The organism is Flexivirga sp. G2 (assembly GCF_055397625.1).
This window is the reverse complement of sequence record NZ_AP039675.1, coordinates 3,095,350-3,114,391: the sequence shown is the minus strand read 5'-3', so window position 1 is coordinate 3,114,391 and position 19,042 is coordinate 3,095,350. Positions and strand designations below refer to the sequence as shown.

Genomic DNA, 19,042 nt, shown 5'->3' with positions numbered 1-19,042 from the left:
TCGATGGGCCTAATCTTTGCGTTCGGAAAGCGCTTTCCAGCGCTCATCATCACATCGGAAGTGAGCACTCGTGTCGACCAAGCCTCTCGGCATCATCATGAACGGCGCCTCCGGGCGCATGGGCTATCGCCAGCATTTGGTGCGCTCGATCCTGGCTATCCGTGACCAGGGTGGGGTGCTGCTCTCCGACGGCAGCCGAGTCACCGTCGAGCCGCTCCTGGTCGGTCGGACCGAGGCGAAGCTGGCCGAGATCGCGAAGCGGCACAACATCGAGCATTACACGACGGACCTGGACGCCGCGCTCGCCGACGACCGATGGCAGGTGTACGCCGATTTCCTCGTCACCAGTGCGCGAGTTCCGGCCATTCGCAAGGCGATTGCGGCGGGCAAAGCGATCTATACGGAGAAGCCGACCGCCGAGAGCTACGCCGATGCGCTGGAGCTCGCCAGACTGGCGGACGGGGCCGGAATCAAGAACGGCGTCGTGCACGACAAGCTCTACCTGCCGGGATTGCGCAAGTTGCGTCGACTCATCGACTCGGGCTTCTTCGGCGAGATCCTCTCCGTCCGCGGCGAGTTCGGCTACTGGGTCTTCGAAGGCGACGGGATTCCTGCGCAGCGACCCAGCTGGAACTACCGGTCCGAGGACGGGGGAGGAATTGTCGTCGACATGTTCCCGCACTGGAACTATCTGCTCGAAAACCTTTTCGGGAGAGTCGAGTCCGTGTACGCGCGTACCACCACAGAGATTCCGGAGCGGGTGGACGAGCGCGGCGAGTCCTACCGCGCGACCGCCGACGACGCCGCCTACGCGATCTTCGAGCTGGCCGGGGGAGTGACAGCACAGCTCAACTCCAGCTGGGTGACCCGGGTCAACAGGGACGAACTGGTGGAGTTCCAGGTCGACGGCACACACGGCAGCGCCGTTGTGGGGCTGTGGGGTTGCAAGGTCCAACACCGCACTGCGACCCCGCGTCCCACCTGGAACCCCGACGTCCTGGACGGCCACGACTACGCCGGCGACTGGCACGAAGTGCCCGACAACGAGGTCTTCGAGAACGGCTTCAAGGTCCAATGGGAGGAGTTCATCCGCCACGTCGCCGAGGACTCGCCGTTCCCCTACGACTTCCTCGCCGGAGCGCGCGGGGTGCTGTTGGCCGAGAAGGGCTTGGAGAGCGCTCGCGCGGAGCGCCGGGTCGAGATCCCGGAGGTCACTCTATGAGCGAACTGCTGCTGCTCGGCGCCGACGGGCGAACACATAGCGAACGCCTGCTCGAGCAGTCTCCGATCCCGGTCGCCGCCGATTCCCTCCGGTCGCGGGTGGCGTATGCCGCAGCCCACGTCATACCCGAGGTGCACGGGCAGAACACGCCCGGTGCACCGGCCGAGATCGATTGGGATGCCACGATCGCCTTCCGCCGGCACTTGTGGTCCCACGGGCTCGGCGTCGCGGATGCGATGGACACAGCTCAGCGCAATATGGGACTCGACTCGGCGGCGACCCGCGAGCTGATCCGGCGCAGTGCCGCCGCGGCGCGGTCGGTCGGCGGGTCGATCGTGGCCGGTGTGAACACCGACGACGTGGACCAGGAGGTGGTCTCCCTGAGCTCGGTGACCGACGCGTACTTGCGGCAACTGGAATTCACCGAAGACGCCGGCGCCGGCGTTGTGCTCATGGCTTCGCGCCATCTCGCGCGTGCCGCACAGTCGTCTGCCGACTACGAGCGGGTATATGGCGCGGTGCTTGAGCGCGCCGGGGCCCCGGTGATCCTGCACTGGTTGGGTGAGGCGTTCGATCCGGTGCTGCGCGGCTACTTCGGCGCCGGCGACGAGGCGGCCGACACTCTGATCCGAATTGTCGAAGCGCATCCCGACAAGGTCGCGGGCGTCAAGATGAGCCTGCTGAACGCCGATGCCGAGATCGACGTGCGTTGCCGGCTGCCGCGATCGGCGTCGATGTTCACCGGTGACGACTTCCACTACGTCGACCTGATCCGCGGTGACGGCACCGAACAACCCGGCCACTTCTCGCACGCGCTCCTCGGCGCCTTCGCCGCGATCGCGCCTCTGGCTGCTCGGGCGATCCGAGCGCTGGATGCCGGGGACAGCGACGGCTACGAACAGATTCTGCGGCCCTCCGAAGAATTGTCCCGGCACATCTTCGCTGCACCGACCTTCTACTACAAGACCGGCGTGGCGTTCCTGAGCTGGCTGAACGGGCACCAGGCGTCGCCGACGATGGTCGGTGGGCTGCACTCCGCGCGCAGCCTGCCGCATCTCTCGGAGATCGTACGTCTGGCCAACAGCGCTGGGGCGCTGGAGGACCCACAGCTGGCGGCCGGCCGCTGGCATGCGTTGCTCGGACTGAACGGAGTGACCCGGTGACACCGCACCCGCGACTCTCGCTCAACCAGGCGACGATCAAGTACGCCTCCTTGGAACAGGCGATCGCGGAGTCAACCACTCAGGGGTATCAGAGCATCGGGCTGTGGCGGGAGCCCGTTGCCGCGGTAGGACTGAGCCGCGCGGTCGAATTGGTCCGGGAATCCGGCTTGCGTGTCTCCAGCCTGTGCCGAGGCGGCTTCTTCACCGCCGAACCCGGACGCGCGCAAGACGACGCACTGGTCGACAACCGCCGGGCGATCGACGAGACCGCGGCCCTCGCCGATGCGGGAGCGGACGGCTCACGAGCCGTCCTGGTCCTGGTTGCGGGAGGTATGCCGCGAGGGTCGAAGGACCTCGCCGGGGCTCGACAGCGGGTCGTCGACGTCATCGGAGCGCTGGAGCCGTATGCCGCCTCGTGCGGCGTGACCCTGGCGGTGGAGCCGCTGCACCCGATCTTCGCCGCTGACCGGGCCGTCATCTCCACACTCGCACAGGCGTTGGCGGTTGCCCGGGCCGCCGGGCCGAGCGTTGGCGTAGTCGTCGACACCTACCACGTGTGGTGGGACCCGGAAGTCACACGGCAGATCGCTCTGGCCGGTGCGGAGGGTCGGATTGCGAGCTACCAGGTGTGCGACTGGCTGGTGCCAATCCCGGCCGACAACCTGCTCGGCCGGGGGCTCATGGGGGACGGCTCGATCGACTTCGGTCCACTGACGCGCGCCGTGATGGCCGCGGGGTACACCGGAGACATCGAGGTCGAGATCTTCAACCAGGAGACATGGGAGACGTCATTCGCGCAGGTCGCCGAACGGGTCGCGACGCGCTTCGACGAGTTGATCGCGCCCGACCTGTGACCGGGATGCCACCAGGGCCTATCGCGTTGCCGGTGAAACCCCGATCGTCATACCCGATAAGCTGACCGCATGACCTCGTCCCTGGTGAAATACGCGACGGATTCCAGCGTGCCGAAGCTGGAGGAGAACCACCTGCCGATGCCGCACTGGATGTATGGCGGCATCGCCTTCTGTGTGTTCCTGCTGTTGCTCGGCATCCTGTGGACGTTCCGCAACACTGCCGCCAACCTGCGCGACGGTGCCAAAGGGGAGAAGGAGCACTGACCGTTCGGCTGGGGGTGATGGGCGGCACGTTCGACCCCATTCACCACGGCCACCTGGTTGCGGCCAGTGAGGTCCAGGCCCGACTCGATCTGGACGAGGTCGTCTTCGTGCCGACCGGGCAGCCCTGGCAGAAGGAAGGCCGCGGGGTCACCTCGGCCGAGCACCGCTATCTCATGACGGTCATCGCGACGGCGTCCAACCCGCGGTTCACCGTCAGCCGGGTCGACATCGACCGGCCCGGACCCACCTACACGCTCGACACGCTGACCGACCTGCGCAAGCAGCGCCCGGACGCGGAGCTGTTCTTCATCACCGGCGCCGACGCGCTCGCGCAGATCCTCTCCTGGCACGGGGTCGATCAGATGTGGTCGCTCGCGCACTTCATCGGCGTCACCCGGCCCGGTCACGTGCTCTCCGACAAGGGACTGCCACCGGAGCACGTGCAGTTGATGGAAGTGCCCGCGATGGCGATCAGTTCCACCGACTGTCGCCAGCGGGTCGTCGACGATGAGCCGGTCTGGTATCTCGTGCCGGACGGCGTCGTCCAATACATCGGGAAGTATCAGCTCTACAAGCCGGAAGCCGGCGTGATGAAGGAGGCAGAAGGGTGACCGCGACCGCACGGGCCATCGATTTGGCCAAGGCCGCAGCCGCCGCGGCGGAGGACAAGCTGGCGACCTCGGTCGTCGCGATCGACGTCAGCGACCAGTTGGCGCTGACCGACGTCTTCGTCGTTGCCTCCGGTGAGACCGAACGCCAGGTCAATTCCATCGTGGACGCGGTCGAGGACCGCCTGCGCGAGCTGGGCAGCAAGCCGATCCGTCGTGAGGGCGGTGGCCGCGAAGGCCGTTGGGTGCTCATCGATTTCGGCGACATCGTGGTGCACGTGCTGCACGAGGAAGAGCGCGAGTTCTACGCCCTCGAGCGGCTCTGGCGCGATTGCCCGACCATCGACCTGACGCAGTGAGCGCCGCGCCCCGGCGCTTGGTCGTATGGCGGCACGGTGAGACCGAGTACAACGCCACCGGCCGCTGGCAAGGGCAGTTCGATGCGCCGCTCTCCGACATCGGCCGTGAGCAGGCGACGACAGCCGCGAAATCCCTTGCGACATACGACGTTTCGCGGATCCTCGCCTCTGACCTGAGTCGCGCGGCTGACACGGCGCGGGCGCTCGCGGACGTGACCGGCCGGACGGTGACGTCCGATCGGCGGTTCCGCGAGATCGACGTCGGCAACTGGGCGGGCCTGACAACTCCGGAGATTCGCGCGACACAGGGCGAGCTGCTGGACCGGATCAATGCCGGGGAGGACCTGCGCCGCGGCGGGACCGGTGAGACGGTCGGCGAGGTCGCCGATCGGGTGCTGGCCGGAGTCGGTGAGCTGATCGAGGGTCTGCCGGCGGGGGAGACCGCCGCGATCGCGACGCACGGGTTCGCCGCGCGCATCCTGTGCGCGGCGCTGGCCGGCATACCGCAGCAGATCGCGTTCCACGCCCTCCACGGCATGACGAACTGTCACTGGGCGCTCCTGGTGGAGCGCGCCGGCGGCTGGCAGATCGCCGGCTGGAACGTCCGACAACCCGCAACCGTGATGGCAGGAGCGATGTCCCGATGAGCGACGCCAAGAAGTCCTCCAAGTTCGGTGGCCGCCCCACCATCGCGCCGCGTTGGCTCGCGCGGGTGATGTCTCTCTACCCGCCGTTGCTCGGCGCCGGGATCCGCGTGCGGGAGTTCTCCGACGACTGGACCGTGTGCCGGACCGAGTTGCGACTCAACCGACTCAACCGCAACCAGCAGGGCACCGCGTTCGGTGGATCGATCGGCTCCATGTCGGACGCGTTCTTCGCGCTGCTGCTCTGGAACCAGCTCGGCAAGGGCTATTACGTGTGGGACACGAAGGCCGAGATCGACTACCTCAGCCCCGGTATCTCGACGGTGCACGGTCGCTTCGAGGTGCCGCGTGAGGTCGCCGAGCAGATCCGCGCCGAGGCAGAGTCCGGACAGAAGGTGCTGCACTGGTTCGAGACCGACCTGACCCTCGACGACGGCACCGTGGTGGCACACGTGCGACGCCAGGTCTACGTCCGCAAAAGGACGCGGGTCGAGTAGCGGGGGAGCGAAGCGGAGGAGTGTATCGAGGCCCTGATAATTTAGGCATACCTAAGTGATCAGGAGTTGTTCGAATGCCCGGCCCTCGCGCGCCCCATGACCTGTACGTCGTTTCGACCGAGACGATCACCCCGCACCTCACCCGCGTCTGGTTCACCGGCGGCGGGTTCGACGCCATCGCCGCGCGTGGTCACACCGACGCCTACGTGAAGCTCGTCTTCCTGCAGCCGGGCGACGAAGCCGCGATTCGGCGCACCTACACGATCCAACAGGTGGACGACGAAAACCGCCGGTTCGCAATCGATTTCGTCATACATGGGGACGAGGGTGTCGCCGGACCGTGGGCCGCACGAGCCACACCCGGCGACCTCCTGCCGATGATGGGACCAGGCGGTGGCTACTCGCCGAACCCCGACGCCGACTTCCACCTGCTGATCGGCGACGAGACCGCCCTGCCGGCGATCGGCGCCGCCCTGCGTGCCATGCCCGAGGGTGCCCGCGGCGTCGTGTATGCCGAGACCGGTGACGCAGCCGACGAGCTCGCGCTGCCCCTTCCCGACGGCTTCGCCGTGCATTGGGTGCGACGCGTCGGGGACGACCATTCGCAGTTGCGCGATGCGGTGCTGGCCGCGCCGTGGCCGGAGGGTGTCGTGCAGGTCTTCGCGCACGGCGAGGCCGAGGTCACCATGCGGCAGTTGCGTCCGTACCTGCGCAAGGAGCGCGGCGTACCGGCCGCTCTGGCGTCGATCTCCGGCTATTGGCGGCACGGTCGGACCGAGGAGGCCTTCCGCACCTGGAAGCGTGATCTCGCCGCGGAGGACGCCGTAGCTTCGATCGGCTGAATGCAGACACCACACAGGGAACGCCCAGCTTGTTAGCCTCGTTCGGATGATTGGTTCGACCGCTCGCAAGTTGAGGTCGTCAAGGATCCGTGGGACGCGGATCGCCCGGGGATTGATGGATCCGGCGTCGCGACCGCGTTACGTCGCCGCCGCGCGCAGGCGACTGCCTGGAGGACCTCGGCGCCGACGGCAGGGTGAACGCTGCCTCGTGTGCGGCGCGTCTGGACTCACCGAGCGCAGGGTCACCTACTTCCGGGATCCGAAGCTCAGCTGCGACGTGCGGATGTGCCCGCAGTGCGGTTTCGTGCGCTGTCCGAAGGAGGAGCGGAGCCACTACTCCGACCTGAAGGACTTCAAGAGCCTGCCGGGCGCTGCTCGAGCCGGGACGCCGACCAAGAAGGGTCGCGAGTTCTTCATGGCGCAGATGGCAGTGGACATCCTGAAGCAACAGGACGTGGACATCCTCGTCTACGGCCCTGGCCGCAGCCTCGACAACCACCACATGGAGAAGCTGCCCGGAGTCAGCCAAGTCGCCATCGGCGACATCATGAAGGTCCGTGACGACGCCGAGTTCATCGACGCCAACGAGCCTCCGCAGCGCCAGTTCTCGATCGTGATCGCCTGCGAGGTGATCGAGCACTTCCGCGACCCGTGGAGCGATTTCGACAAGTTGCTCAGGCTGGTCAAGCGCGACGGCGTCGTCGTGTGCGGCACGAACATCACCGATGGCGGGGACCTCAACGAGGACCGCTACATCTACTTCCCGGACCACACGGCCTACTACTCGCCGGAGTCGCTGCGGCGGATCGCCCAAGCGTTCGGCTACCACCTCGACTTCCGGTATCCGGGTGGGGCCACGCCGCGTCGCAAGCGCTACGTCATCTTCAGCAAGTCGCAGCACACGATGGAGAAGGTCGCCGACTACTTCGGTGCGCAACACCTGGCTCCCGCGGAACCGTTGCCGCCGAAGAAAAAGACTGCTTGAACACCGATCGGCTGCATCGGCAGCCCCCGATTTGGTGCAGTCGACCCTCGCTGGCTACAGTATGTCGGTCGCCGGTTCTCCGGATCGACACCCTTCACGGGGCATTGGCGCAGTTGGTAGCGCGCTTCCATGGCATGGAAGAGGTCAGGGGTTCGAATCCCCTATGCTCCACCAAACGTGAAAGAGCCCGGCCGATCGGCCGGGCTCTTTCACGTTTGGTGCTCCGAGTGCGTAGACCTCAGTGCTCGCCGACGAACTTGCCCAGCAACTCCACGAACGTCTCTCGCTCGGCCGGGGTGAAGCCGGAGGTGAGTTCCTCCGCCATCGCGCGAGCGGCGTCGATGGCGTCGTGCAGGACGGTGCGGCCGCGGGCTGTCAGCGACACCGCATGCAACCGTCGGTCCTCGCGCACGGGCGCTCGCTGGACGTAGCCCAAGTTCTCCAGGTGGTCGACGCTACGCACCATCGAAGCCTTGTCGGAGCGCAGCGCCGTGACGAGCTCCTGCTGGCTCAGTGGCCCATCTCGCAGCGCGGTCAGAACGCCGAGATGCCTTCCGCTCACACCGAATTCGGACAGCGCCTCATCGGCGGCGACCGCGGCGCGTCGATGCGCCTGTCGCAGCAGCATGCCGAGTCGGATCGGGTAGTCGCTTGCCATGGGCACCATCCTATCGTTACCGTTTCAAGTGAAACGATCTCATCAGGAACGATTGGGGATGGCGGATGTCGACCGAACTCGACGTCGCACCGGACGCGGCGGAGTCGACCGTGCCGGGGTGGACGATCTGGCCCTACCGCGTGGCGGTGACGTTGGGGGCGCTCATGCTGTTCAATCAGGCGGTCTTCGCCGGCCAGTTCCTCGACGGCCGGTACGGCGCCCTGCTGACGCACCGGGAGAACGCGACGTACGCCGGGATCATGATCGTGGTGTCCGGACTGATGGCGATCTTCATCCGCTGGCCCGGGAAGGGGCCGTGGTGGCCCATCGCCGCGACGTTCGGGTTGTTCGCGCTGATCGGCGTGCAGATTCTGCTCGGCTTCATGCGGGTCATCGCGATCCACATCCCGCTCGGGGTCTCGATCATCGTCGCGGCGTCGTACCTCGCGGTGTGGGCGTGGCGTTACCGGCCCGCATCGGTGGGCGCCTGATGGCGGCGCGGATCAGTCGCCGGCAGGCGTTGGTCGCCGGCGGCGGCGCCGCGGCTGCGGTGGTCGGTGTACCGTTCGGCCTCGGGTTGCGTTCCGGCGGAGAGGCGTCCAGCGCCACGCTGTTGCGCAGCGGGCGCCCGCTGCCGGCTGCGTTCCAGGTGCCGTTGGAGATCCCCAGGGTGCTGACGCCGAACCGCGGTTCGGTTCCCGGGGCGGACCACTACGAGCTCACCCAGCGCCAGGCGGAGGTCGAGGTGCTGCCCGGCGTGCGCACCGCGATCTGGGGGTATGACGGGACGTTTCCCGGCTCCACCATCCACGCGCGCAGTGGCCGACCCGTCGTGGTGCGGCATACCAATCTGTTGCCGGTGCCGACCGTCACCCACCTGCACGCCGGCCAAACCCCTTCTGCGAGTGACGGATTCCCGACCGACTTGCTGCTGCCGAGTCCGTCGACCGCCGCTCGCAACTCGATGGCCGCGTCGATGTCGATGGACGGCATGGGCGGGAACGATCCGCATGCATCCGTGGTGCAGACCAGCCGCGACTACACCTACCCGTTGCAGCAGCGCGCCGCCATGCTCTGGTACCACGACCACCGGATGGACTTCACCGCACCGAGCGTATGGCGGGGGTTGGCCGGCATGTTCATCGTCCATGATGCGGAGGAGGAGGCGCTCGAGCTGCCTGCGGGCGAGCGCGACATACCGCTGATGATCGCCGACCGTTCGTTCGGCGGGGACGGCGAACTCATCTATCCCAGTAGCTATCCGTCGCTGATCCGGCCGGGCGTGCGTGCCGCGTATGCCGCCGGTGTGCTCGGCGACGTCGCGCTCGTCAACGGTCGACCGTGGCCGTTCCTCGAGGTGGATGCAGCTCGCTATCGATTCCGAATCCTCAATGCCAGCAACGCTCGTCGCTATCGCCTGACCCTCGACCCGCGGTTGGGTCAGGCGCCGTTCATCCAGGTCGGGACGGACGGCGGACTGCTCGACGCACCCCTTGGGCATGCGGCGATCGAGATCGCACCCGCGCAGCGTTACGACGTAGTCGTCGACTTCTCGGCCTGCCGTCCGGGGGAGCGGATCACCTTGCGCAACGGGTTCGGCACTGGTCGGATGGAGCAGGTAATGCAGTTCCGCATCGCACGAAAGGCTCACGACGACAGCCGAGTCCCGATTCGGTTGTCCCATCCGCCGGTGCCGGATCCGGCACGATCCGCCCGGACGCGTTCCTTCGTCTTTCGTCGTAGTGGCGGACATGGCTGGACCATCAACGGCGAGACGTTCAGTCCCACCGAGGCGCTGATCAGCCCGCGGGCAGGAAGCACCGAGATCTGGGAGTTCGTCTCGGACTTCCATCACCCGATCCACGTGCACCTGGCGTCGATGCGCGTCCTCAACCGTGGCCTGAATGGCCCCGGCGAATTCGACCACGGACTCAAGGACGTGCTGGACCTGCGCCCGGCGGAACGGATCCGGGTGGCGATCACCTTCGGTGAATATCCCGGTCGGTACGTGCTGCACTGTCACAACCTCGAGCATGAGGACATGGGCATGATGGCGACGTTCCGACTGGTGTGACTCGGCTCAATCAGTAATGACAGCAAGCATTTTCAAGGAAAGTGAGGCACATCATGGGGCGGCTCGTCGAGGCAACACACGTATCCCTGGGAGGAGAGGTCGGGGCCATCGATTGGGCGTTCCCGTACCTCGACGATCAGCACAAGGAGTACTCGTGGGACCTGCTGCGCGCGGCGGAGGCACTGTTGCTCGGCCGTAAGACCTACGAGGGGCTTTCCTCGGCATACCCCGCGATGGAGGAGCACGCGAAGGGCGTCTTCGGCGAGTTCGTGCGCCGGATGAATGCGATTCCGAAGTATGTCGTCACCACGACGCTGACCGAATTCGGTTGGAACGCGCAGCGACTCGAGTTGCCGTCGAACGGCGACGTCGCCGAGGCGGTCCGGCGGCTGAAGAGTGACCTGCCGGGTGGTCTGCTGAAATTCGGCACCGGGCCGTTGGACGCTCTGCTGTTGCAGCAACGGCTTGTCGACGAATACCACTTCTGGCTGGCTCCGGTGGCAGCTCCGGCGACGGTGCAGCCGCTGTTCGAAAGCATGGAAGATGCGCCATCGCTCACGCTCGCCGGGGTCGACCGGTTCGCCAGCGGGATCGTCGCGCTGCGGTATACGCCCTGATCGTCTCGCGGACACCGTTTCTCGTGCGGCATAGTGGAGCTATGACAAAAGTGACATACGGTCATCGGCTGATGGCCAGGTCGGCGTGCGCCGGCGTCGCTGCGCTGCTGGCGGGCAGCCTCATGGGTGGGTGCTCGTCGTCCGCATCGGGTGGTACCACGTCCGCCTCGACTCCCATTGCCACAACGCGACCGGCGGCCGATGCGGCGACGAAAACAGCTGCTGTGAAAGAAGTTCCGTGTCCGGAGGTTCCAGCTGCTCGAGCTGTCCGGCTACCTATGGCGGACGGCGGGTCGCTGCAGGGCGCGGTCGCGGGCACGGGTCGGACAGCCGTGGTCTTCCTCCATGAGACGGGTGGACAGGGCATGTGCGGCTTCGCGACCTACGCGCAGTGGCTGGCCGGACACGATCACGTGCAGGTCCTGCTCGTCGACCGGTGCGGGTATGGCGAGACGGCGTGCAAGAGCGCGGCCGACAGTCACGACATCCGCCGCGAGACGCAGCCCGCCGTCGACTGGGCCCGGGCCCACGGTGCGCGCACGGTCGCCCTGGTCGGTGCGTCCAGCGGCGGCCTCGACGCACTCGAGGCGGCAGCCACGGTCCACGGCGCGAACAGCCTTGTCGACATCTCCGGCGACGAGAACGACACGGGCGCAAACGATCTCCAGCTCGCGCGGCGCGTCACGGTCCCGGCATACTTCGCCGTCGCCCCGGGTGACGAGTACGTGTCGGTCGCCGCGACCCGCAGGTTCTACAACGCGGTCCGGTCCCGGGTGCGGCGGCTGGACATCGAGAAGGGCAGTCCGGGTGTGCACGGCTGGGATCTGCTCACGACGCCGGCGGGGAGACCGAGTGTGCTTGCGAGCGAGATCGCGCACTGGGTGCTGCATCCCTCGCGCTGACTTGCGCGACACGCCATCGGAGTTCCACCCGCTTATGCTGGCGCGATGCCGTCGACTCTGGGTTACGCCCTGCTGGGCCTGCTCGCGCGCCGTCCGCGAACGGGCTACGAACTGTCCCGTGCGATGCGCGAACCGGTCGGCTTCTTCTGGACTGCGCGGCACAGTCAGATCTACCCCGAGCTGGCCAAGCTGGAGGATGCCGGACTGATCGGCGGCAAGGTGGAGCACGGACCGGGTCCCCGCGAGAATCGGCGGTACTCCATCCGTGCGGCCGGTCGCCGCGCGCTCGCGCAGTGGGCGGCATCCAGCACGCCCCCGGAGCCATCGCGCAGTGTCGAACTGCTGAAGATCTACTCGCTCTGGCTCGCGGACCCGGCCGGAGCGCGCGACATACTCCGCGAGCAGCGCGAGCAGCATCGCGCGACGCTGGAACGGTATGACGCGCTCGCGGCCGAGTTCGCCGATGCGGGCCCACTGGAGCCCGGGTCCGCCGACTTCCTGGATGCCGCTTCGGTCCAGCGCGGACGCAGCGTCGAGCGCGCCGTCGTCGACTGGTTCGACTGGCTGCTGGGCGAACTCGGCTGACCGCTGCATTCCGACAGCCACCGGTGCTACGGTGCGAATATGTCAATATCGACATATCGGTGGCGGGCGCCGACCGCAGTGCTCGCCGGTCTACTCACGGTCGGCCTCGCAGCGTGCGGATCAGGAGCAACCGGTGCACAGTCGGCGACGTCCGCGCCCGCCACCCCCGGGCCCACCACGACCGCATCGCCCACCGCGACTCCGAGCATCGGCGTCGCCAACTGGCCGTGCCTCAAGGGTGCCGGCGCGAGGGTGCGCACCGTCGCCGAACCGACGGCCCTGCGCGTGGTCCTGCTGGGCCGGAGTGCGCACGTCGTGGTGTTGTCCGAGGAGAGCGACGAGGATCTCTGTTCCTGGTTGCCACTGGCCCGGACGCTCGAACGGGACGGCTTCGCGATCGCGATGTACGACTACGCGACCGACCCGGTGCATGATCTCTCGGCCGTGGTCCGGTCGGAACGCGCCCACGGAGCTCGGACGGTCGCCGTGCTGGGAGCGTCCGAGGGCGCGAAGACCTCCGTGATCGCGGCGAGCAAGTTACGGCCGCAACCGAATTCGGTCGTCAGCCTGTCGGCGGAGAGTGCGCTGCAGGGCACCGACGTCGCGCCATACGCCAAGCGCGTGAGTGCGCCGACGCTCTACGTCACCGCGTCCGACGACCCCTACGGCTCCGACGAGTCGACCCCGGGCTACTACAAGTCATCGCCGGCAAAGACCAAACAACTGCTCACCGTCCCCGGCACCGCCCACGGCACGGCGTTGCTCAGCAACGGAAGGGTCCACCGAACGGTGACCGATTTCCTCGTAGCACACGGCAAGTAGCGGCTGTCGCGCTCCGACGTGGGTCGGCGGTCATGCGCGATACTGGCTCCCGAGCCGTGCACACACTGACACTGGGAGGTGCCGTGGCCGTCACCGACGACGCCATCACCAAGATCAAGCAGATGATCGTCGACGGGGAACTCACGCCCGGATCCAAGCTTCCGAGGGAAGGGGATCTCGCCGGCCGACTGGGGTTGTCCCGCAACTCGCTGCGCGAAGCGGTCCGTGCACTGTCCCTGATCCATGTGCTCGATGTGCGCCAGGGAGACGGCACCTATGTCACCAGCCTGGACCCGCATCTGCTGCTCAGCGCCATGGAGTTCGTCGTGGACTTCCATCATGACGACACGGTGCTGCACTTCCTGGAGGTCCGACGGATACTCGAGCCGGCAGCCTGCGCCGCGGCTGCGACGAAGCTGACCGACGCCGAATTGGACGAGTTGACAGCCCATCTCGACAACTTGCCGGACGAGCCGACACCCGAGGAGCTCGTCGATTCGGACCTGGTCTTCCACCGCATCATCGCTCGAGGTTCCGGCAACCCGGTGCTCGCGTCGTTGCTGGACACGATTGCCGGTCCGACGCACCGAGCACGCATCTGGCGTGGCCTCACCCAGCAGCGGGCGACCGAGCAGACGATCCGGGAGCACCGCCAGATCCTGTCCGGACTGCGTTCTCGGCAGCCGAACGTCGCGGCGGCTGCCGCGGTGGTCCACATCGCCGGCGTCGAGGAGTGGTTACGTCGGGCGGCCGCTGCGGAGCCGGATCAGGCCTCGGTGGCGGGGGAGAGCGAATAGAACCGCTCAGCGGTCCGCCCCATCGGGCCGTCGCCCGCGCGCTGCCGGACGAGTTCGCTGAGCACGTGCCAACTGCGTTGCACCGGGCCGGCGAGTTCCGCCACCGGCCAGTCGGAGCCGACCATTGCGCGGGACGTTCCGAAGGCGTCCAGCGAGGTGTCGACCACGGGCTCGAGATCCTCGGGTCGCCAATGATGCCAGTCAGCTTCGGTCACCAGACCGCTGATCTTGACCATCAGGTTCGGGCGGGCGGCAACGGCTCGGATCCACGCGGCCCATTCCACCAGCTCACCGCCGGCGATCGGGGGTTTCCCCGCATGGTCGAGCACCATGGGTACGTCAGGGCACGCGTCGGCGAGTTCCGACACAGCAGGCCACTGAGGTTGGCGGACCAGGACGTCGAAGGCGAGCCCGGAGGCACCGACCGTGCGGATGCCGTGCAGCACGTCGTCGCGCAGCGCCCACCGGGGGTCCGGCTCGTCCTCGATCTGATGCCGGATTCCGACGAGCAGATCCCCTCCGGGTGCCTCGCGCATTCGGTGCAACCGGTCGGACACGTCGGCTGCGGTGAGATCGACCCAACCGATGACGCCGGCGATCAGACCGCCGGAACTCGCTGCGAAACGAAGAAATTCGCGAGTCTCGCTCTCGTCGGAGACTGTCTGGACCAGAAGCGTCCGGTCGACGCCGAGTGTCGACGCCACGGATTGCAGATCGTCGACCACGTAGCGGCGACGGATCGGTGCGAGCTCGTCGCCCGCCAGGAAGGGGTACTCCCGGACGCTCGGATCCCAGAGGTGGTGGTGTGCGTCGATCGTGCTCACTGCGGCAGCACCTCGAGCAGTGACTCGGGAAGTAGCCCGTCGAGCACCAGCCGAGCCCACAACTCCACGGGTATGGCGGTCGTCGCCGCCGTGACATCCGCGGCAACCTCCCCGGCGGACCGCATGCCCAGTACCACGCTCGCAACCGCGGGATGGAGCAACGGGAACTGGACTGCTGCATCCGGAAGCGAGACGCCGTGATCGCGGCAGATCTGTGCGACGCGCCGCGCCCGAGCGATGAGTGCCGGGCCCGCCGGAAGGTAGTCGTACGTCGCATCCGCAGCGGGCTCTGGTCGGGTCAGGATGCCTGAGTTGAAGACGCCTGCTGCGAGCACTGCGACGCCGTGCTCGGCGGCGGCAGGCAACAGGTCCTTCGCGGCAGACTGGTCCAGCAGCGTGAAACGTCCGGCACACATCACCACATCGATGTCGCACCGCTGCACGAAATCGGTCAGCATCGTTGATCCGTTCATGCCGACACCGATGGCGTCGACCATGCCTTCGTCCCGCATCCGGATCAACTCGGGTATCGACTCGGTGCGCGCCTGGTCGTAGAAGTCGTCCGGGTCGTGCAGCAGTGCGATCTGCACCCGGTCGCGGCCCAACCGTTGGAGACTGCTCTCGAGGCTCCTGCGGATGCCGGCGGCGGAGTAGTCGCGTACCCGCCGGAAACGCGCCGGCGCATCGAAGCCTTCGGTGTCGCGCGACCACGGCGGGTCGAGAGGCTCCAGAACACGGCCCACCTTGGTCGAGATCACCACGTCGGGCGTTCGCCCGGCCCAGCCGCCGACGCGCTCCTCGGACAACCCGAGGCCGTAGTGCGGCGCGGTGTCGACGTACGTGATGCCGGCCGCGGTGACCGCGTCGCACGTCTGTTGGGCCTGCTCGTCGGAGATCGCTTGATAGAGGTTGCCGAGGCTCGCGGCGCCGAACCCGACCGAACTGATCGAGACCTGCGGCCGGCGGGGGAGCGCGACAGGATGCAGCGTCATGCGGAGTGCCGCGAAGTATTCGGAGGAGAACGTCGTGGGGTGCTCATAGCGGGGGAAGTTCCCAGACCTGCTCGATGCCGCTGTCCTCGCCGGAGTAGTCGTCCTCCACATCCAGCAACGCGCTCATCCGTTGCTGCCAGGGCAGATTCGCCGGGTGGTCGCGAAGAAATGCCCGCATCTGCTGATAGTCGTCGCACTCGACGACGTGGAAGAGGTCCTGCCCGTCCCGCCAGATCCGCCAGCTGTGCGCTCCGGCCTCACGCAGCGCGTCGGTGAGTTCGACCGGCATGGCGGCGTGCGCTTGAGCGTATTCGGCTTCCTTCCCGCGAGAAACCTTGGTGTGCAGGGCGATCCGGTCCACGATCAGGTCCTCAACTCGGCCGGACCCGCAGGCCGTACATCCCGCCGTCAACAGCGAGCACCGTGCCGGTCGTCGACCGCGCCGCTGGTGATGCGAGATAGCAGATGGCCTCGGCGACGTCGCTCGCGGAGACCAGCCGACCGGTCGGCTGACGAGCCTCCAGCGCGGCACGCTCGGCTGCGGGGTCGTCCGCGCTGTCCAACAGTCGACCGACCCAGGGAGTGTCTGCGGTCCCCGGGTTCACGCAGTTGACGCGGATGCCCTCGCGAACGTGATCGGCCGCCATGGCCAGGGTGAGCGCCTGGACCGCTCCCTTGCTCGCGCTGTAGAGCGCCCGTTGCGGCAGGCCCGCCCAGCCGGCGATCGAGCAGGTGTTGACGACGGCTGCGCGCTCCGAGGAGCGCAGTTGCGGAAGCGCGGCCCGCGTGACGCGCACGATGCCGAGGACGTTGATGTCCAGGACGCGGTGCCATTCGTCGTCCGGGTTCGCGGTGACGTCACCCTGTGCGCCGATGCCCGCGTTGTTGATCACGACGTCGATGCCGCCGAGCTGGTTCGCGGCGGCCTCGACGGCGGAGCGCACCTCATCGTCGTTCGACACGTCGCACCGTATGCCGGACGTGCCCTGCGGTGCACCGGAAGCGTCAAGGTCGAGCACCGCGACCCGCGCGCCACGCGACTGCAACAGCTCCGCTGTCGCCCGGCCGATGCCGCTGCCCCCGCCGGTGACGAGCACCCTCAGGTCGTTGTAGTCGCTCATTCATTGCCTCCGGAGTTGATCTCGGTCCAGATCGGGCCGCTCGGGAATGTGTAGTCGTGCAAGGCCTTCTCGTGCATCTCGGACGAGAATCCAGGGGCCGTCGGCGCCGTGTATCGGCCGCGTGTGATCACGGTAGGTGCCAGGAACATCTCGTGCAGGTGATCGACATACTCGATGACGCGGTTCTCGAGCGTGCCCGAGACCGCGACGAAGTCGAACATCGACAGGTGCTGCACCATCTCGCACAGTCCGACGCCGCCGGCGTGCGGGCAGACCGGCCGACCGAACTTCGCGGCAAGCAGGAGAATCGCGATGTTCTCGTTGACGCCGCCGACGCGGGCGGCATCGATCTGCACCACGTCAATAGCGTCCGCTTGCAGAAGCTGTTTGAAAATGACTCTGTTCTGGGCGTGTTCGCCGGTCGCTACCTTGATCGGCTGAACTCCCTCACGGATGCGTGCGTGACCCAGCACGTCATCGGGACTGGTGGGTTCTTCGATCCAATAGGGGTCGGTGTCGGCGAGCGCGCGGGTCCACCTGATCGCGTCGTCGACGTCCCACCGCTGGTTGGCGTCGATGGCTATGCGGACGTCGGGTCCGACAGTGCTGCGGGCCAGCGTCATACGCCGGATGTCTTCCTCCAGGTCGGCACCGACCTTCAGCTTGATCTGGGTGAAGCCGTCCGCGACCGCTTCGGTCGCCAGTCGGGCCAGTTTCTCGTCGGAGTATCCCAGCCAGCCCGGTGAGGTCGTGTATGCCGGGTATCCGTCGCGCACCAACTGCTCCTCGCGTTCGCGTCGGCCGGGTTCTGCGGCGCGCAGGATTTGCAGTGCCTCCTCGCGCGTGAGCGCATCGGTGAGGTAGCGGAAATCGACCAGGTCGACGATCTCCTCCGGCGACATGCGTCCGAGCAGCTGCCAGAGAGGCATCCCGGCGCGCTTCGCGCGCAGGTCCCACAGCGCATTGAGCACGGCGGAGATCGCCATGTGCATGACGCCCTTCTCCGGCCCGAGCCAGCGCAACTGGCTGTCCCCGACCAGCATCGCCGACGTCGCACCGAGATCGGCCAGCAACGGCTCGACCTGCTGACCGATCAGGGCCGGCTCGAGCGCGGCGATCGCGGCGACCGCGACCTCGTTGCCGCGGCCGATCGTGAAAACGAAGCCGTGGCCGGCCAACTCGTCCTCAGCATCGGTCTCGACGATGACATAGGCGGCCGAGTAGTCCGGGTCGGCGTTCATGGCGTCCGAGCCGTCGAGCGACTGCGACGTGGGGAACCGGACATCGACGGTTCGTAACCCGGTGATCGTCGACACGGTCAGGCCTGCTCGAACGTCTGGCGCATCCGTCCGAGTCCTTCGATCTCGGCCTCGACGACGTCACCGTCCCGCAGGTAGGGCTTGGGGTCCGCCATACCGAGTGCGACACCGGCCGGGGTACCGGTGTTGATGACGTCGCCGGGGTACAGGACCATGAACTGGCTCAGGTAGTGCACGACGGTCGGCACATCGAAGATCAGCTGGTCGGTATTGCTGTCCTGGCGCGCAATTCCGTTGACCCATAACCGAACTGCCGCAGACGACGGGTCGAACTCGTCGCGGGTGACCAGCCATGGTCCGAGTGGGTTGAAGGCCTCGCAGCTCTTCCCCTTGTCCCATTGGCCACCACGCTCGAGCTGGAACTCCCGCTCGGAGACGTCGTGAGACAGCGCATAGCCGGCGATGTGCGCGGCGGCGTCGGACGGTGAATCCAGGTAGCGCGCGGTCCGGCCGATGACGATGGCCAGCTCGGCCTCATAGTCGGTCTTGGTGCTGCCGCGGGGGATCGGCACGGTGTCGTCCGGGCCGACGACGGTCCATGGGTCCTTCATGAAGACGATCGGCTCCGCCGGGATCTCGGCGCCGGTCTCGCGCGCGTGATCACGGTAGTTGAGACCGATGCAGACGACCTTCCCGGGGCGCGCGATCGGCGCCCCGACGCGTTCCCCGGTCGGATCGAGCTTCGGCAAGCCGCCCGCCGAGACCGCGGATCGGACCCGGTCGAGGGACGCATCGTCCAGCGTGCGGTCGTCGAGGTCAGACAGCACGGAGGAGATGTCGAGAACCGAACCGTCCGTCGCAAGGACGGCAGGTCGCTCGGCGCCCGGATTGCCGACACGGAGCAAGCGCATGTAATTCAGACTCTCTGAAAGATCGGATGATTTTGGGCAAAT

General features: G+C 67.2%; 24 protein-coding genes and 1 tRNA gene. 18 read left to right on the top strand and 7 right to left on the bottom strand.

The genetic code is table 11. From position 1 onward, the window contains the following. Nucleotides 1-97: 97 nt before the first annotated feature. The 11 genes from ACZ50J_RS15115 to ACZ50J_RS15065 all read left to right on the top strand — a co-directional run bounded on the left by ACZ50J_RS15115 (nucleotide 98) and on the right by ACZ50J_RS15065 (nucleotide 7,612). On the top strand, nucleotides 98-1,222 hold the full coding sequence (locus ACZ50J_RS15115; protein WP_464301357.1) for a Gfo/Idh/MocA family protein: 1,125 nt from the start codon (nucleotides 98-100) through the stop codon (nucleotides 1,220-1,222). Further along, a complete protein-coding gene (locus ACZ50J_RS15110; protein WP_464297977.1) occupies nucleotides 1,219-2,385 on the top strand; it encodes a DUF993 family protein in 1,167 nt (388 codons plus the stop codon). Before ACZ50J_RS15115 ends, ACZ50J_RS15110 begins: the two co-directional genes overlap by 4 nt. Continuing rightward, complete coding sequence (locus ACZ50J_RS15105) at nucleotides 2,382-3,239, top strand: sugar phosphate isomerase/epimerase family protein (RefSeq protein ID WP_464297976.1); 858 nt, start codon at nucleotides 2,382-2,384, stop codon at nucleotides 3,237-3,239. The genes ACZ50J_RS15110 and ACZ50J_RS15105 overlap by 4 nt, the downstream gene beginning before the upstream one ends. A 69-nt stretch (nucleotides 3,240-3,308) precedes the next feature. Beyond that, on the top strand, nucleotides 3,309-3,503 hold the full coding sequence (locus tag ACZ50J_RS15100; RefSeq protein ID WP_464297975.1) for a hypothetical protein: 195 nt from the start codon (nucleotides 3,309-3,311) through the stop codon (nucleotides 3,501-3,503). A gap of 14 nt (nucleotides 3,504-3,517) precedes the next feature. Beyond that, entirely contained in the window at nucleotides 3,518-4,114 is a 597-nt protein-coding gene (gene nadD, locus ACZ50J_RS15095) for a nicotinate-nucleotide adenylyltransferase (protein WP_464297974.1), read from the top strand. After that, complete coding sequence (gene rsfS, locus ACZ50J_RS15090; RefSeq protein WP_464297973.1) at nucleotides 4,111-4,470, top strand: ribosome silencing factor; 360 nt, start codon at nucleotides 4,111-4,113, stop codon at nucleotides 4,468-4,470. The genes nadD and rsfS overlap by 4 nt, the downstream gene beginning before the upstream one ends. Next, nucleotides 4,467-5,117 carry a histidine phosphatase family protein gene (locus ACZ50J_RS15085; protein ID WP_464297972.1) on the top strand — a complete coding sequence of 217 codons (651 nt, stop codon included), beginning with the start codon at nucleotides 4,467-4,469 and terminating at the stop codon, nucleotides 5,115-5,117. Before rsfS ends, ACZ50J_RS15085 begins: the two co-directional genes overlap by 4 nt. Further along, nucleotides 5,114-5,611 carry a DUF4442 domain-containing protein gene (locus ACZ50J_RS15080; RefSeq protein ID WP_464297971.1) on the top strand — a complete coding sequence of 166 codons (498 nt, stop codon included), beginning with the start codon at nucleotides 5,114-5,116 and terminating at the stop codon, nucleotides 5,609-5,611. The genes ACZ50J_RS15085 and ACZ50J_RS15080 overlap by 4 nt, the downstream gene beginning before the upstream one ends. Before the next feature lie 74 nt (nucleotides 5,612-5,685). Further along, a complete protein-coding gene (locus tag ACZ50J_RS15075; RefSeq protein WP_464297970.1) occupies nucleotides 5,686-6,453 on the top strand; it encodes a siderophore-interacting protein in 768 nt (255 codons plus the stop codon). 208 nt (nucleotides 6,454-6,661) lie between these two features. Beyond that, nucleotides 6,662-7,438, top strand: coding sequence for a methyltransferase domain-containing protein (locus ACZ50J_RS15070; protein WP_464297969.1), 777 nt, complete (start codon nucleotides 6,662-6,664; stop codon nucleotides 7,436-7,438). A gap of 98 nt (nucleotides 7,439-7,536) precedes the next feature. Then, nucleotides 7,537-7,612, top strand: a tRNA-Ala gene (locus ACZ50J_RS15065). A gap of 64 nt (nucleotides 7,613-7,676) precedes the next feature. Here ACZ50J_RS15065 and ACZ50J_RS15060 read toward each other — a convergent pair. Further along, on the bottom strand, nucleotides 7,677-8,096 hold the full coding sequence (locus ACZ50J_RS15060) for a MarR family winged helix-turn-helix transcriptional regulator (RefSeq protein WP_464297968.1): 420 nt from the start codon (nucleotides 8,094-8,096) through the stop codon (nucleotides 7,677-7,679). 65 nt (nucleotides 8,097-8,161) lie between these two features. Here ACZ50J_RS15060 and ACZ50J_RS15055 point away from each other — a divergent pair, with 65 nt between their 5' ends. The 7 genes from ACZ50J_RS15055 (at nucleotide 8,162) to ACZ50J_RS15025 (ending at nucleotide 13,893) form a co-directional block, all read left to right on the top strand. Then, complete coding sequence (locus tag ACZ50J_RS15055) at nucleotides 8,162-8,587, top strand: hypothetical protein (protein ID WP_464297967.1); 426 nt, start codon at nucleotides 8,162-8,164, stop codon at nucleotides 8,585-8,587. Then, complete coding sequence (locus tag ACZ50J_RS15050) at nucleotides 8,554-10,170, top strand: multicopper oxidase family protein (RefSeq protein WP_464297966.1); 1,617 nt, start codon at nucleotides 8,554-8,556, stop codon at nucleotides 10,168-10,170. Before ACZ50J_RS15055 ends, ACZ50J_RS15050 begins: the two co-directional genes overlap by 34 nt. A gap of 53 nt (nucleotides 10,171-10,223) precedes the next feature. Next, entirely contained in the window at nucleotides 10,224-10,787 is a 564-nt protein-coding gene (locus ACZ50J_RS15045) for a dihydrofolate reductase family protein (RefSeq protein WP_464297965.1), read from the top strand. Between the two features lie 278 nt (nucleotides 10,788-11,065). Continuing rightward, on the top strand, nucleotides 11,066-11,689 hold the full coding sequence (locus ACZ50J_RS15040; protein WP_464297964.1) for an alpha/beta hydrolase family protein: 624 nt from the start codon (nucleotides 11,066-11,068) through the stop codon (nucleotides 11,687-11,689). A gap of 45 nt (nucleotides 11,690-11,734) precedes the next feature. Continuing rightward, nucleotides 11,735-12,274: a PadR family transcriptional regulator gene (locus ACZ50J_RS15035; protein WP_464297963.1), complete on the top strand. Its 540-nt coding sequence runs from the start codon at nucleotides 11,735-11,737 to the stop codon at nucleotides 12,272-12,274. A gap of 39 nt (nucleotides 12,275-12,313) precedes the next feature. Beyond that, nucleotides 12,314-13,096, top strand: coding sequence for an alpha/beta hydrolase (locus ACZ50J_RS15030; protein WP_464297962.1), 783 nt, complete (start codon nucleotides 12,314-12,316; stop codon nucleotides 13,094-13,096). Between the two features lie 83 nt (nucleotides 13,097-13,179). Beyond that, nucleotides 13,180-13,893, top strand: a complete 714-nt coding sequence (locus ACZ50J_RS15025) for a FadR/GntR family transcriptional regulator (RefSeq protein ID WP_464297961.1) — start codon at nucleotides 13,180-13,182, stop codon at nucleotides 13,891-13,893. Here the strand turns inward: ACZ50J_RS15025 and ACZ50J_RS15020 are convergent. The 6 genes from ACZ50J_RS15020 to ACZ50J_RS14995 are packed head-to-tail and all read right to left on the bottom strand — an operon-like array spanning nucleotide 13,863 to nucleotide 19,000. Then, nucleotides 13,863-14,717, bottom strand: a complete 855-nt coding sequence (locus tag ACZ50J_RS15020) for an amidohydrolase family protein (RefSeq protein ID WP_464297960.1) — start codon at nucleotides 14,715-14,717, stop codon at nucleotides 13,863-13,865. The two genes, ACZ50J_RS15025 and ACZ50J_RS15020, sit on opposite strands and share 31 nt — an antisense overlap. After that, on the bottom strand, nucleotides 14,714-15,709 hold the full coding sequence (locus ACZ50J_RS15015; protein ID WP_464297959.1) for an aldo/keto reductase: 996 nt from the start codon (nucleotides 15,707-15,709) through the stop codon (nucleotides 14,714-14,716). Before ACZ50J_RS15015 ends, ACZ50J_RS15020 begins: the two co-directional genes overlap by 4 nt. Before the next feature lie 43 nt (nucleotides 15,710-15,752). Further along, nucleotides 15,753-16,070: an L-rhamnose mutarotase gene (locus ACZ50J_RS15010; RefSeq protein ID WP_464297958.1), complete on the bottom strand. Its 318-nt coding sequence runs from the start codon at nucleotides 16,068-16,070 to the stop codon at nucleotides 15,753-15,755. 10 nt (nucleotides 16,071-16,080) lie between these two features. Further along, nucleotides 16,081-16,830 carry an SDR family NAD(P)-dependent oxidoreductase gene (locus ACZ50J_RS15005; RefSeq protein ID WP_464297957.1) on the bottom strand — a complete coding sequence of 250 codons (750 nt, stop codon included), beginning with the start codon at nucleotides 16,828-16,830 and terminating at the stop codon, nucleotides 16,081-16,083. Further along, nucleotides 16,827-18,146: an L-fuconate dehydratase gene (locus ACZ50J_RS15000; RefSeq protein WP_464297956.1), complete on the bottom strand. Its 1,320-nt coding sequence runs from the start codon at nucleotides 18,144-18,146 to the stop codon at nucleotides 16,827-16,829. The genes ACZ50J_RS15005 and ACZ50J_RS15000 overlap by 4 nt, the downstream gene beginning before the upstream one ends. A gap of 2 nt (nucleotides 18,147-18,148) precedes the next feature. Next, entirely contained in the window at nucleotides 18,149-19,000 is an 852-nt protein-coding gene (locus tag ACZ50J_RS14995) for a fumarylacetoacetate hydrolase family protein (RefSeq protein ID WP_464297955.1), read from the bottom strand. Nucleotides 19,001-19,042 lie beyond the last annotated feature (42 nt).

Coding starts and splice junctions, on each gene's coding strand:
- ACZ50J_RS15115 (WP_464301357.1), top strand. CDS start 98: ATGAACGGCGCCTCCGGGCGCATGGGCTATCGCCAGCATTTGGTGCGC.
- ACZ50J_RS15110 (WP_464297977.1), top strand. CDS start 1,219: ATGAGCGAACTGCTGCTGCTCGGCGCCGACGGGCGAACACATAGCGAA.
- ACZ50J_RS15100 (WP_464297975.1), top strand. CDS start 3,309: ATGACCTCGTCCCTGGTGAAATACGCGACGGATTCCAGCGTGCCGAAG.
- ACZ50J_RS15080 (WP_464297971.1), top strand. CDS start 5,114: ATGAGCGACGCCAAGAAGTCCTCCAAGTTCGGTGGCCGCCCCACCATC.
- ACZ50J_RS15075 (WP_464297970.1), top strand. CDS start 5,686: ATGCCCGGCCCTCGCGCGCCCCATGACCTGTACGTCGTTTCGACCGAG.
- ACZ50J_RS15060 (WP_464297968.1), bottom strand. CDS start 8,096: ATGGCAAGCGACTACCCGATCCGACTCGGCATGCTGCTGCGACAGGCG.
- ACZ50J_RS15055 (WP_464297967.1), top strand. CDS start 8,162: ATGTCGACCGAACTCGACGTCGCACCGGACGCGGCGGAGTCGACCGTG.
- ACZ50J_RS15045 (WP_464297965.1), top strand. CDS start 10,224: ATGGGGCGGCTCGTCGAGGCAACACACGTATCCCTGGGAGGAGAGGTC.
- ACZ50J_RS15040 (WP_464297964.1), top strand. CDS start 11,066: ATGGCGGACGGCGGGTCGCTGCAGGGCGCGGTCGCGGGCACGGGTCGG.
- ACZ50J_RS15035 (WP_464297963.1), top strand. CDS start 11,735: ATGCCGTCGACTCTGGGTTACGCCCTGCTGGGCCTGCTCGCGCGCCGT.
- ACZ50J_RS15030 (WP_464297962.1), top strand. CDS start 12,314: ATGTCAATATCGACATATCGGTGGCGGGCGCCGACCGCAGTGCTCGCC.
- ACZ50J_RS15015 (WP_464297959.1), bottom strand. CDS start 15,709: ATGACGCTGCATCCTGTCGCGCTCCCCCGCCGGCCGCAGGTCTCGATC.
- ACZ50J_RS15005 (WP_464297957.1), bottom strand. CDS start 16,830: ATGAGCGACTACAACGACCTGAGGGTGCTCGTCACCGGCGGGGGCAGC.
- ACZ50J_RS14995 (WP_464297955.1), bottom strand. CDS start 19,000: ATGCGCTTGCTCCGTGTCGGCAATCCGGGCGCCGAGCGACCTGCCGTC.